Annotated in this window: 15 protein-coding genes; 9 read left to right on the forward strand and 6 right to left on the reverse strand. The window is 67.9% G+C overall.

Features of this window, described 5'->3' with window-relative positions; translation table 11 throughout:
* Position 1 precedes the first annotated feature (1 nt).
* Positions 2–577 (reverse strand): DNA starvation/stationary phase protection protein DpsA, encoded by a 576-nt coding sequence (gene dpsA / locus ACFQE9_RS05545; RefSeq protein WP_379741570.1) that lies wholly within the window; start codon positions 575–577, stop codon positions 2–4.
* Positions 578–589: 12 nt separating this feature from the next.
* Positions 590–1,135, reverse strand: a complete 546-nt coding sequence (dpsA, locus tag ACFQE9_RS05550; protein WP_379741573.1) for a DNA starvation/stationary phase protection protein DpsA — start codon at positions 1,133–1,135, stop codon at positions 590–592.
* A gap of 377 nt (positions 1,136–1,512) precedes the next feature.
* Here dpsA (ACFQE9_RS05550) and ACFQE9_RS05555 point away from each other — a divergent pair, with 377 nt between their 5' ends.
* From ACFQE9_RS05555 to ACFQE9_RS05565, 3 genes are all read left to right on the forward strand, one after another.
* The gene (locus tag ACFQE9_RS05555; RefSeq protein WP_379741576.1) at positions 1,513–1,932 is read left to right on the forward strand and encodes a metal-dependent transcriptional regulator; all 420 of its coding nucleotides are present in this window, start codon (positions 1,513–1,515) and stop codon (positions 1,930–1,932) included.
* An 80-nt stretch (positions 1,933–2,012) separates the two neighbouring features.
* Complete coding sequence (gene ddh, locus ACFQE9_RS05560; RefSeq protein ID WP_379741579.1) at positions 2,013–2,948, forward strand: D-2-hydroxyacid dehydrogenase; 936 nt, start codon at positions 2,013–2,015, stop codon at positions 2,946–2,948.
* 91 nt (positions 2,949–3,039) lie between these two features.
* Positions 3,040–3,456 carry a CoA-binding protein gene (locus ACFQE9_RS05565; RefSeq protein WP_379741581.1) on the forward strand — a complete coding sequence of 139 codons (417 nt, stop codon included), beginning with the start codon at positions 3,040–3,042 and terminating at the stop codon, positions 3,454–3,456.
* A 35-nt stretch (positions 3,457–3,491) separates the two neighbouring features.
* Here the strand turns inward: ACFQE9_RS05565 and ACFQE9_RS05570 are convergent, their stop codons facing one another.
* Complete coding sequence (locus tag ACFQE9_RS05570; RefSeq protein WP_379741584.1) at positions 3,492–3,713, reverse strand: hypothetical protein; 222 nt, start codon at positions 3,711–3,713, stop codon at positions 3,492–3,494.
* 101 nt (positions 3,714–3,814) lie between these two features.
* Between ACFQE9_RS05570 and ACFQE9_RS05575 the strand changes: the two genes are divergently transcribed.
* A complete protein-coding gene (locus ACFQE9_RS05575) occupies positions 3,815–4,285 on the forward strand; it encodes a cupin domain-containing protein (RefSeq protein ID WP_379741587.1) in 471 nt (156 codons plus the stop codon).
* Positions 4,286–4,318: 33 nt separating this feature from the next.
* Here ACFQE9_RS05575 and ACFQE9_RS05580 read toward each other — a convergent pair whose 3' ends face one another.
* On the reverse strand, positions 4,319–5,299 hold the full coding sequence (locus tag ACFQE9_RS05580) for a PLP-dependent cysteine synthase family protein (RefSeq protein WP_379741590.1): 981 nt from the start codon (positions 5,297–5,299) through the stop codon (positions 4,319–4,321).
* Positions 5,300–5,471: 172 nt separating this feature from the next.
* Here ACFQE9_RS05580 and ACFQE9_RS05585 point away from each other — a divergent pair, with 172 nt between their 5' ends.
* The 4 genes from ACFQE9_RS05585 to ACFQE9_RS05600 all read left to right on the forward strand — a co-directional run bounded on the left by ACFQE9_RS05585 (position 5,472) and on the right by ACFQE9_RS05600 (position 9,135).
* Complete coding sequence (locus tag ACFQE9_RS05585; protein WP_379741593.1) at positions 5,472–6,302, forward strand: MBL fold metallo-hydrolase; 831 nt, start codon at positions 5,472–5,474, stop codon at positions 6,300–6,302.
* Positions 6,303–6,457: 155 nt separating this feature from the next.
* Complete coding sequence (locus ACFQE9_RS05590; RefSeq protein ID WP_379741596.1) at positions 6,458–7,885, forward strand: hypothetical protein; 1,428 nt, start codon at positions 6,458–6,460, stop codon at positions 7,883–7,885.
* 68 nt (positions 7,886–7,953) lie between these two features.
* Positions 7,954–8,859, forward strand: a complete 906-nt coding sequence (locus ACFQE9_RS05595; RefSeq protein ID WP_379741599.1) for a hypothetical protein — start codon at positions 7,954–7,956, stop codon at positions 8,857–8,859.
* A 123-nt stretch (positions 8,860–8,982) separates the two neighbouring features.
* A complete protein-coding gene (locus ACFQE9_RS05600) occupies positions 8,983–9,135 on the forward strand; it encodes a hypothetical protein (protein ID WP_379741602.1) in 153 nt (50 codons plus the stop codon).
* Between the two features lie 45 nt (positions 9,136–9,180).
* Here the strand turns inward: ACFQE9_RS05600 and ACFQE9_RS05605 are convergent, their stop codons facing one another.
* A complete protein-coding gene (locus tag ACFQE9_RS05605; RefSeq protein WP_379741605.1) occupies positions 9,181–10,014 on the reverse strand; it encodes a metal-sulfur cluster assembly factor in 834 nt (277 codons plus the stop codon).
* Between the two features lie 2 nt (positions 10,015–10,016).
* Positions 10,017–11,078 (reverse strand): amidohydrolase family protein, encoded by a 1,062-nt coding sequence (locus ACFQE9_RS05610; protein ID WP_379741608.1) that lies wholly within the window; start codon positions 11,076–11,078, stop codon positions 10,017–10,019.
* Between the two features lie 112 nt (positions 11,079–11,190).
* On the opposite strand from ACFQE9_RS05610, the gene ACFQE9_RS05615 reads away from it, so the two are divergent.
* Positions 11,191–12,231: an NAD(P)-dependent alcohol dehydrogenase gene (locus tag ACFQE9_RS05615; RefSeq protein WP_379741611.1), complete on the forward strand. Its 1,041-nt coding sequence runs from the start codon at positions 11,191–11,193 to the stop codon at positions 12,229–12,231.
* Positions 12,232–12,283: the final 52 nt, after the last annotated feature.

Genomic DNA, 12,283 nt, shown 5'->3' on the forward strand with positions numbered 1-12,283 from the left:
GTTATCCGAGTGCGCCCTCCCGGACGAGCGTGTCGTCCTCGAGCATCTGTTCGATCTCGTCGGCGTCCGCCTCGAGCTCCCGGAGGTGATCCCGGAGGCGCTCTCCGGTCCCGGAGTCTCCCAGCTCCTCCGCGAGTCCCACGTGCTCGCGCATGCTCGCGACCAGCGTCGCGTACCCCTCGAGATCACCCTCGAGCGAGGCCCGGAGGTCGTAGAGGTCCTCGGCTTCGAGGTGGACCTCGGCGTGGTCCTGGATGGTCGGCGGGGTGTTCGGCGGGACCCCGCCGAGTTCGACGATCCGAACGGCGAGGTCGTCGTTGATCGACCGGACGCGTTCGTACGCGTCCTCGAGGAACTCGGCCACCTCGTGGAACTCGGCGCCCTCGGCGGTCCAGTAGTGCTTGCGGAGGAGGTAAAACAGGTTGAACGACCCGGCGTGGTCGACGCTGAGCGCGTCGATCACCCGTTCGGCCTCCTCGCGGTCGAGCCGGAGCTCGTTGTCGCCGACGGTTCCCCACTCCTGGCGTCGCTCGCCGACGTCGGGCTCGCGGATCAGACCGATCTGTCCGTCGGTCATCGTCCTCGCATCTCAGTGGGTCGCCTCCTCGAGGACGAGCGTGTCGTCCTCGAGGAAGTGTTCGATCTCGTGGGCGCCGTCCTCGAGGTCCTCGAGAACGTCACGGAGCAGCTCGCCGGTCGCGTAGTCCCCGAGGTCCTCGGCCAGCGAGACGTGGTCGCGCACGGACTCGATGACGTCGCCGTACATCTCGAGGTCGTGTTCCATCGACGTGCGGACGTCGTAGACGTCCTCGCCCTCGAACTCGACGGGCGCGTGCGACTCGAGCGTGCTCGGCCCGCTGATCGGAACGCCGCCGAGCGCCTGGACCCGCTCTGCGATGTCGTCGGCGTTGTCCTCCGCGTCCTCCGCGGCGTCGCCGAACCAGTCGTGGAGCTGTTCGAACTCCGCGCCCTCGACGTTCCAGTGGTGCTTGCGAAGCTGGTGGTAGAGGACGTACGTCGCCGCGAGGTCGGTGTTCAACGCGTCGATCACCTGTTCGGCCTTCTCGACGTCGATCCTGACGGCGTTTTCCTCGACGGTTCCCGCCTCGCGACGGAGCGTCTCCTTGGTGCTCATACCTCCTCCTTGGTGGCCCATCCACATAAATCTTGTCAGAATACGTATAGTTTAGGCACGCCCAAAACCATCTCAACCCGGTCAGACCCGGATTCAGCGTTCTGAGCGTCGGTATTCCGCCGTTTTGGAGGCGCGATGCGAGACTCTCGATCGACCACGAAATGATACTCAAAGGACATTCAGGCGCGTTCGATCCGGTGGCGGACCGTCGCCGGCCGCTCCGTGTTCGTTCGCCCGGGACCCCCGCGAATACCCGCCGGAAGCGAAGGATACATATGGATTTAGGTGAACCTAAAACCGATGCGTTCGATCTGGCGATCGTCCGGTCCCGCGGTTGACCGAACCCTCCCGAGAACGATGGGGCGTTCGCTCCGGTCATGAGCTCGCCGGATCGATACCTGAGGGCGATCTACGCTCTCGAGCGATCACGGGAGGGGGACACACACGTCACCACGGGCGCGGTCGCGGACGTGCTGGACGTCCACCCCTCGAGCGCGACCGAGATGTTCGCCAAGCTCGACGACCGGGATCTGCTCCGGTACGAGAAGTACGAGGGCGTGCGGCTGACCGAGCGGGGTCGCGCCCGAGGTCGATCGCTTCTCGAGAACTCGTGTATCCTCCAGCGATTCCTGCGGGACGTCCTCGACGTCGAGGGATACCGCGAGGAGGCGCAGGCGATCGAGCCGGTTCTCGACCCCGAGGTCGCGGAGCGGCTGTCGACGCTCATCGATCGTCGTTCGCAGTGTCCACGCTGTTTCGACGAGGAGTCGGGTCGGTGCGGTCACATGGGGGAGTGAGGACCTCCCGGCGCGCGCCGACCGGATGCGATCTCGCCGGCGGGACAACGACTATGTCGGTCTCGGCCGCACTCGCAGGCATGCAGCCACCGCAGACGATCGCGATCGACCCGTCCGTACGCGAGTTGTTTCCTCCCGAGGTGCTCGCCGAGCGTCTCGAGGACGTTCCCGTGAGCTTCGAGACGCTCCCCGAGGACGCGGCTCCGGGCGAGTACGACGCGCTCGTCACCTTCGAGTACCGCGAGAACCTGCTGGCCGCCGACCCGGACTGGGTCCACTGCGTCCTCGCGGGCGTCGACACGTTTCCCCTCGGAGACCTCGAGGCGCGCTCGGTCGCGTTGACCAACAGCACCGGCATTCACGGCGACGCGGTGGGCGAGACCGTCCTCGGCTACATGCTGCAGTTCGCCCGGCGGCTCCACGACCACCGCGACGCCGAGGCGACGCGCGAGTGGGAGTACCCCGACTGGAACGTCCCGTTCACGCTCCGCGGCGAGACCGTCTGCGTGGTCGGGCTTGGAACCCTCGGTCGCGGCGTGGCGACCCGCGCCGACGCGATCGGCATGGACGTCGTCGGCGTGCGGCGGACGCCCGTTCCGGTCGAACACGTGGACGAGCTGTACGCCCCGGACGCGCTCGACGCGGCCGTCTCCGACGCGCGGTTCGTCGTCCTGACGGTCCCGCTCACAGAGCGAACCCGCGGGCTCGTCGGGGCCGACGAGCTTTCGGCGATGTCCGAGGACGCCTACCTCGTCAACGTCGCGCGCGGCCGGGTCGTCGACCAGGACGCGCTCGTCGAGGAACTCCGGGCGGGCGGGCTCGCCGGCGCCGCCCTCGACGTGACCGATCCCGAGCCGCTGCCCGACGATTCTCCGCTCTGGGAGATGGACGAGGTCGTCGTCACCCCCCACGCCGCCGCCGCGACGCGCGACTACGTCGACCGGGTGGCGGCCATCGTCCGCGAGAACTGCAGGCGGCTCGAGGCGGACGAGGCGCTCGCGAACCGGGTCGTCTGAGGAGTCGGAGCGTTCGCCGGTCGCATCGATGGTGCGGCGTCCCCGACCCCGCCGGCGTGTATTTTTCACCCGGGGTCGCGTAGGTTCGCCCATGAGCGACGACGTCATCGACGGCCTGCTCGACGCGGAGACGATCGCCGTGGTCGGCTGCTCGCGCTCGCCCGAGAAGGCCGCCCATCGGGTGCCGAAGTACCTCCAGGAACACGGCTACCGGATCGTGCCGATCAACCCCAACGCCGAGTCGATCCTCGGCGAGACGGCCTACGACCGGCTCACGGACGTCCCCGCGGACGTCAAGATCGACGTCGTCGACGTGTTCCGGCCGAGCGAGGACGTCCCCGCGGTGGTCGACGGCGTCCTCGCCAGGCGCGATGCCGCCGGCGACGTCGCCGGGCTCTGGCTCCAGCTCGGCATCCGCAACGACGAGGCGGCGGCGCGCGCGGAGGCGGCCGGGATCGCGGTCGTCCAGGACCGCTGTATGAAGGTCGAACACGGCCGGCTCAGGTAGGTGCACACGGACTGCTCACAGCGGTTCACACGGAGCTAACAACACCCGATTTCGTCCGGATTCCACTCACACGCATCGCCCGTGGTGAGTTCGTTCTCGTCGATGTGGGCCGAGAGACAGGCGTAGTTGCAGAAATACCGAGGCGACCCACAGTCGTCCTCACAATCGCGGACGCAGATCGGGTCGTGATCGAAGATACGCGACCCACAGTACGCACACGTCTCGTCCGCGTCCGGTGTCGTGATCGTCGTGGACATACCCGCCTCACGGGAGGGATCACCGAAAACGTTTCGTGGAGTTGCTCACCCACACCTCCGTGCAGTACCTTGTTCACGCTCCGGGCCGTATTCGAATCCGCATGCAAACGATCGACGTCGACGACCTCGATGCCGCAGAGGGCCCGCAGAACCGCGCCAGCGTCTCGGAGCCCCTCGACGCCGAGGACTTCGCGATGAACTACTACGCGCTCGATCCGGGCGAGGCGTTCACCGGCGGCCTCCACGCGCACCTCGACCAGGAGGAGACGTTCCTCGTCCTCGAGGGCGAGGCGACCTTCGAGACGGCCCCGAGTCCGACGGCCGAGACGGAGACGGTCACCGTGAGCGCGGGACAGCTGGTCCGCTTCGAGCCCGGCGAGTACCAGCAGGGGCGCAACGAGTCGGACGAGCCCCTCCGCGCGCTCGCGATGGGCACCCCACAGGAGTCGACCGACGTTCGGGTCGCCGGCCCGTGTGAGGAGTGCGGCGAGAGCGAATATCTCCGGTTCGCGATGGTCGACGGAACCCCGACGCTCGAGTGTCCCGACTGCGGTGCGGAATCGGCGATCTGACCGCAGCAAGGAGTCGCCACCGGGAAACCGCGGTCACGACGTCCACTCCTCGAAGGACCGGTAGACGCCCTTCGAGAGGTACCGCTCGGCCGAATCGGGGAACATCGTCACCACGGCGTCGTGGGGAACGTCGAGCTCGCCGCGATCGATGCGCTCCGCGACGGTCCGTGCCGCGACGCAGTTCGCCGCCGACGAGGAGGCGACGATGTGGCCCTCCTCCGCGGCGAGCCGCGACATCTCCTCGTGGGTTTCCCGGTCCGGAACCGTCTCGATGGCGTCGACCAGGTCGGGATCGAACAGGTCGTTCGTCTCGACGTCGTGAGTCCCGATCCCCTCGGTCTTGTACGCCTCGTGTTCGACCTCCTCGCCGAGGAACTCCCGGTAGGCCGACCCCTCGGGCTCGACCGCGACGACGTGGGTGTCGGGCTCGCGCTCGAGGAAGTACTCCGCGAGCCCCATGAGCGTCCCGCCGGTGCCACAGCCGATCACGATGGCGCCGACCTCGCCCGAGAGCGCGTCGTCGATCTCCGGCGCGGTCGTCTCGCGATGCGTCTCGACGTTGAGCGGGTTCGAGAACTGCTGGGGAACGGCGGCGTTGTCGAGCTCGTCCGCGAGCTCGTGGGCGCGATCGATGGCGTAGCCCATCCCCTCCTCGCTCGGCGTGTTGATCACGTCGGCCCCGAGCGCGCGCATCAGCTGCTGTTTCTCGACGGAGAAGCGCTCGGGGACGACGAAGACGGCCTGCAGGTCGAGCTGGCCGGCCGCGACCGCGATCCCGATCCCCGTGTTCCCCGCTGTCGGCTCGATCACGGTGCCGCCGGGTTCGAGGTCGCCGCGATCGAGCATCCGCTCGAGGATGTACTTCCCGATGCGGTCCTTGACGCTCGCGCCCGGGTTGAACGACTCGAGCTTCGCGTACACCGGCACCGAATCCGGGGACGCGTGGACGCGAACGAGGGGCGTCTCGCCGATCGTCTCGTTGACCGACGAGACCGGCTCGCGGCAGGGACTCATGTCCGGAGGGTCTACCCGACCCCTTGTGTAGGTTTCCATCGTTTGGAGATGGCGGGGACGGCTTCGAGGCCGGGGAAACGGAGTCCTCCTCCGAAACGGTCGTTTCGAGACGGGGAGCGATCCCCTTCCGGTCTCCGCAACGGTTAGGGTGCCGCCGGTTCGATGCCGGGACATGGTTCACTCGGACTGGGGCGACTGGCTGCCACGCGCCGTCGCGGATGCGGACCCCGAGACGGTCGCGCTCTGGTACCTCGGCTGCAACGGCTTCGCGATCAAGGGCTCCGACGGGACGGTCCTGTGGATCGATCCGTACCTGGGGACCGGCGACCCGCCGCGGACGACCCGGATGATCCCCGTTCCATTCGATCCGGCGGACGTGACCGACGCCGACGCGCTGTTCGTCACCCACGAGCACACCGACCACGTTCACGGCCCCTCGCAGGCGCCGATCCTCGCGGGCACCGACGCGGACCTCATTGGCCCGGACGACTCGCTCGCGGTCGCACGCGAGGAGAACTGGACCGACCGGTGGGACGTCTCCGACGACCAGTTCACCGAGATCGAGGAGGGGGACACCGTTCGAGTCGGCGGGTTCGCGGTCGACGTCGTCGAGGTCCACGACCCCGACGCGACCCACCCGGTCGGGTACGTGATCCGCCACGACGACGCGGCGATCTTCCACGGCGGCGATACGAAACACTCGGCGGTGCTCGAGGCCGTCGGCGAGCGATACGACGTCGATCTCGGCATCCTCGCGTTCGGCTCGGCCGGGACGATCCCCGACAAGGAGACGCGCGAGCCCGCCTACACCAAGTGGTACGCGGACGAGAACGAGGTCGTCGACGCCGCCAGGGCGATCCGTGCCGACCGCCTCCTGCCCACCCACTGGGACATGTGGAAGGGGCTCACCGCCGACCCGACCGCGCTGCACCCGCACGTGCGGAGCTTCGAGTACCCGCGGTCGCTTCGGATCGCGGAGATCGGCGATCGCGTGGATCTGTAACCGGATCGAACCCGTCACATCCGATCGCCACCCGGATCACGTCCCCTGGCTGACCGGATCGCGCGCCGCGAACGAGGGCACCGTCGAGGCGATCGATTCTCCCGCGTGATATTCGGCCCCCACGTTTTAAGAGGCTACTCGCGAACCGATGTTCCATGAGCGATTCGCAGTCGACGACGGAGCGCGTTCTCGAGGAGGACGGGATCTCGGTCCGAAAGTCGTTTTCCACCGACGAGTTCCCCGTTCCCGCGGTCACGTTCCACTTCGAGTCCACGCGGGACGAGCCGGTTCGGATCCGAGTGACCGACACGATCCCGGAGTCGTTCCCGATGGAGCGGGTCGGCTTCCACCCGGAGTTCGAGAGCGAACACTGGACGGCCTACAGCGACCACCGGGTCGAGTTCGAGCGGCTCCTCGAGCCCGGCGAGACGGTCCAAACGGTCTACGGGATCCGCGGCGACGGGATCGATCCGGAGTCGTTCCTCTCGCTGCCGTCCGTCGATCACGTCCCGGAGGGCGAGCCCATGGAGGACGTGTTGGGCGCCGACGGGACCGCTCCGGTTCGCGAGGTCATCTCGGGCGACCGGGAGTCGCTTCCGGGCATGGACTCGACGGACGAGTCACCCTCGAGCGACGGTTCGTCGACGACCGACGATTCGTCCTCATCCGACGGTTCGTCCGTAACCGACGCCGACGCGGCGACCGCCGACGGCGAGGACGACGAGACCGTCGATGCCGCGGCGGCGGACGCCGGAGACGACGAGACGTCCCCGCGGCCCGACCCGCGTCCGGTCGATTCCGCCGGGACGAGCCCCGCGGTGACGGCCGGTTCCCGCGAATCGTCGGCGGACGACGCTGACGAATCCGAGGCCGGGACGGACGAATCCGAGACCCGAACCGATGACGAGGATCTATCCGAGTCCGGATCGGTCGCGGCCGCGTTGGCGGCCGAGATCCGGGCGGGAGAGATTGACGACGCCGATCTGGAACTCCTGCGTTCGGAACTCGATCTCGATTCGGACGACGCCGACGTAGAGGTCCCCCGAAGCGTCGACGTTCGGATCAGCCGCCTCCAGTCGCGCATGGAGGACCTGGCCGCCTACTCCGACGCCCTCGAGGAGTTCATCGACGAGCAGGGCACGGCCTCGGAGGTTCTCGAGCGGGCCCAATCGCGCGTCGAGGAAGTCTCGGACCGGATGGACGACCTCGAGGGGCGAGCCGACGAGGCCGCCGACGAGCGCGCCGGGCTCGAGGACGGTCTCGCGGATCTCGAGGACGAGATCGACTCGATCGCCGACGATCTCTCCGCCGCGACGGATCGGATGGACGACGCAGAAGCGCAGCTCGCGGAGCTCGACGGGCTCGCAGAAACGGTCGAGGACCTCGAGGGAACCGTCGACGGCCTCGATACGGAGATCGGCGACGTGCGCGAGGACCTCGCGGACCTCGACTCACGGGTCCGGGACGTGGAGGACGCCGGCGACGACGTCGCGGACCTCGAGTCGGAGATCGAGCGGATCGACCGGGAGCTCGCCGAACTCGAGGAGTTCCGCGAACGCCTCAACGACGCCTTCGGGACCTAAAGCGACCCGCACTCGCCGCCTCGGGTCGGAACGCAATCCGTTTGAACCTCCAGCCCGGAGTGGCGACGATGACCACGCCGGTACCGATCGCGGTCCCCCGAAAGGGACGGCCGCTCGAGGCCGTCCTCGACCGCTTCGCGAACGTGGCCGGCCTCGAGGTGGCGACGCTCGCCGACGACGTCACCTCGACGCTCCGTTACGAGAAGGCCGTGACGAAGGGCGAACTCGCCGCCGACCGAGGACCCTACGAGCGGCTCGCCGACTACTCGACGCCCGCGGATCCCTACGCCCCCGAGTACACCCTGCTTCGTGACGATCGCGAGGGAATGCCGCGCCGGATCGTCTTCGACGCCGTCCGGGTCGACGTGGACGGGGTTCCCGTCGAGCTGATCGGTCGCGAGGAGCCGTTCCGCTCGCTTCGGACCCACGAGTTCGCGCTCGGGTTCGACTCGGCCGACCTCGTCTTGGAGGAGGTCGTCGAGCTGCGCCCGGCCGGCGTCGAGGGGCTCGCGGACGTGAACGACCGCATCGATCCCCGCGAGTCGGACGTCCGCGTGGTCACCGGCCTCGGAGACACGGTGTATCACACGCTCATGGCCACGCCGGAACTGCTGCCGGCCGGCGCCGACCTCGACCGCTCGTTCGTGACCGACTTCGGCGGCGACTTCTGCATCTCGCCGCGCTACGAGCGGCTCGTGACCGCGGTGCTCGGCACCGACGCGACCGCCGACCTCACGTTCACCTATCCCGATCCCGACCACGGCGAGGAGGAGGCCGCCATCGCCGAGACGGGCCTCGGCGTCTACCTGACCGTGACGGGGTCGACCGCGCGCGAGCACGGACTCGTTCTCGGCGAGCACCTCTTTCCGAGCGAGACCGTCCTCATGCGCAACGCCGCCGAGACCTCGGGCGCGATCGACCGCGTGCGCGACCGGCTCGTTCGCCCCGAGTCCGCCTCCGCGCTCTCCGTGTGAGGCCGGACCGCGGGGTCGACCGCCGCTACCGTGCCACGGGCGCGATCTGTGCGAACGACCACGACCACGACAACAGTCGGAGTCGCCACAACAGTTACCGTCCCGTGGCACCATCCCACACACATGAGCGACGACGACCGGTGCCTCCGGTGCGGCAACGACTTCGAGTACGACCGCGGGAGCTGTCCGAACTGCGGTTGGGACAGCGAGGCCTTCCGGGAGCGGGGCCGGTACGGTCTGGCCCGCCCCGGAACCGGCGAGTGGGATGACGACTGAACGCCTCGCCGAACCCGATCGTTCTCGACCCGATCCGACCCCGAATCACTCGGCGAGCGCCGACTGACGCGACTCGTGGAGCGCGTCACAGACGCCGCCCTGCCCGTCCATGTTCACCCGAGCCAGTCGCGCGCGCCGGTGGACGAGTTCGGCGTCGTCGGGATCGATCGCGTCCCCGTCCGGCGTCCGGAACAGCCGTTCGCTCCGCTCGAAGCGGTCCAGCGCCGCGGCCTTCTCGAGGTACCGCTCCAGCGGCTCGGCGGGAACGGTCACCTCGAAGCCCCGGTCGGGGACGGCGACCGCGATCCTGCTGTCGGCGATCTCGCGATCCAGGTCCGACCGCTCGAGGAGCGCGATCTGTTCGAGATCGAGGCCGGCGGCGAGAAGCGCCTCCGTCGCGCGGTACTGCCGGGAGAGGACCGCCTTCTCGTCGAGGGTCTCACGGAGGTCCGCGATCCCGTCCTCGGCGTCCGGGAACGCCTCCGCGAAGTCGATCCCCTCGTTGATCCCACGATTGACCTCCCGCTCGTGCATGTGTTCTCGAAGCTCGATCCGACACCGATCGACGCCCGGCAACGACTCGACGACGTCCCGGGAGTCGCCCGCCATCATCCACGCGAACGCCGGCGAACACCACGCCGTCGGCAGCGTGAAGGCGACGCGGACGGTCCCGTCCGGCTCGAACCGGATCTCGTCTATGTACTCCAGCTCGACGATCGATCGGTCGAGTTCGGGATCGGTCACCGACGCGAGCGCCTCGCGCACGCGCTCGCGGGAGGGACGATCGCCCTCCTGAGTGGCGTCGTTCTCGGATTCGGGGCTCCCGAGTGTGCCGTCCTCGGGTGCGGAGTCGTCCTCCCGCGTGGATCGCTTCGACATGATCAATCGGCCGCCGACCCGGTCTCGGCGTAGTGGGACTCCAGGCCGAACGCCTCCGTGACGCCGTCCTCGCGGAACTGCCGTTTCCGCTCCTCGATGTCGATGTCGTAGAGGTCGGCGGCGTTCTCGCCCATGATCTTCCGCATCACGTCGAGCGAGAGATCCACGCCGTACTCGTCCCGTTGGTCGTCGGTGAGCTCCGCGTTCATCACGCACTCGACGAGCCAGTCGGGGTTCCAAAGCGCGTAGTCGCTGCCGAACAGCAGCCGGTCCTCGCCGAGCCAGTAGAGGAGCTCGCCCATGATCTCTCCGAACTTCCGCGGGCGGTTCTGTGCCATCGGCGCGGCGACGGCGAGACCGCCGTAGACGTTCGGCTCCTGGGCGGCGATCCAACAGAAGTCGTCGAGCCGCGGGAGGCCGACGTGCTCGACGACGAAGTTGAGCTCGGGGAAGGACGTCGCGGCGTCGTCGACGTCGGCCACGTCGAAGGCGTCCCGGTTCAACGGACGGATGGTCGGGCCCTTGTGCGGGTGGATGTTCTCGATGCCGAGGTCCGCACACTTCTCGAGGTAGCGGAACGCCTCCTCGCTGTCGAGACGCCACCCCTTCGAGTCGCCGCGCCACTCGGCGGTGTAGAGCTTCACGCCGTCGATGTCGTACTCCTCCTTTTGTCGCTCGAGCTCGTGCAGCCCCGCCTCACCCTCGCGGGGATCGAACCGCCCGTTCGTGATGAACCGCTCGGGGTGATCGGCGGCCAACGCGGCGTTGTCGTCGACGGTGTTGAACCCCTCGTCGTAGAACTCGTGGAGGTGCGTCGGCTGGAAGATGCCCATGTCGACGGCGCCGTTGGCGAACAGGTCACGAAGCATCCGATCGCTCGAGTACTTGCGGTACTCCTCCAGGCTCCACTCGCGATCCTCGGGCGTAAAGCCCGTGTGATAGTCGTAGAAACAGCGGATGAACTCCTCGCCGCCCTCGTGGACGATGTTCTCCTCGCTCGCGTCCCAAAAGTGCACGTGGGAGTCGATGACGAACACGTCCTCTCCCTCGTCTGTCTGGTACATCTCGACGTATCATGGGTGCTGATAACACATAAACATCATCGTTTATCATTTAGTTAGCTGGCGGATCTATAGCGAACTTTTATGTAAATTCCGGGACCACCTACGGACGTCCATGGAAGCCGCGAGACTCCACGAGTACACGGAGGAGATGTCCGAGGCGCTCTCGATCGACGAGGTCGATCGTCCCGAGGTCACACGGTCGGACGACGTCGTCGTTCGGGTGCAGGGCGCCGGCTGGTGCCAGACGGACAACCACATCATCGAGGGGATGTGGACCGACTACGTCGAACAGGACCTTCCGATGACGCTCGGCCACGAGAACGCGGGCGAGGTCGTCGCGGTCGGCGAGGAGGTGCAAACCGTCTCGGTCGGCGATCCGGTCATCTGCCACCCGGTGATGACCTGCGGCGAGTGTCGACAGTGCCGGCTCGGCGAGGACATGTACTGTGAGAACCTCGCCTTCCCCGGCCTCACGACCGACGGCGGGTTCGCGGAGTATCTGCTCACGAGCGAGCGCGCGACGATCCCGCTTCCGGGCGGGGTCGAGCCGATCGACATCGCCCCCCACGCCGACGCCGGCATCACCGCCTACCACGCCGTCAAGAAGGCGGTCGACGAGTTGAATCCCGGCGATCCGGCGGTGGTCATCGGCGTCGGCGGCCTCGGTCACATCGGCCTCCAGTGTCTCGACGCGATGAGCGCAGCCGACATCATCGCGCTCGACGTCAAGGAGAGCGCGCGCGAGCTGGCCGAGGAGCTCGGCGCCCGCCACACCGTCGATCCGACGAGCGAGGACGTTCCGAGCGTGATCGACGACCTCACGGACGGCCACGGCGCCGAACAGGTTATCGACTTCGTCGGCGCAGACGCGACCACCGGTTACGCCCCCGACATCGTCGCACCCGGCGCCGATCACCACGTGGTGGGATACGGTGGGCACGTTCACGAGCCGTCACAGGCCCTCGTGGACGGAGAGTTCTCCTACCGTGGCACCCTCGTCGGGCGCTACACGGAACTGCAGGAGCTGGTGCGGCTCGTCGAGCGCGGCGACGTCGACCTCCACACCACCCGCTACGATCTCGCGGAGATCAACACGGTGGCGGAGAAGCTCGAACACGGCGAGATCGACGGCCGCGCGGTCATCACGCCCTGACCGATTCCGTATCGCTTCCCGGTCGGTTCCTGTTCCTTCCCGAACGTTTTCC

This window comes from Halopenitus salinus, assembly GCF_042662125.1.
Classification (GTDB): Archaea; Halobacteriota; Halobacteria; order Halobacteriales; family Haloferacaceae; genus Halopenitus; species Halopenitus salinus.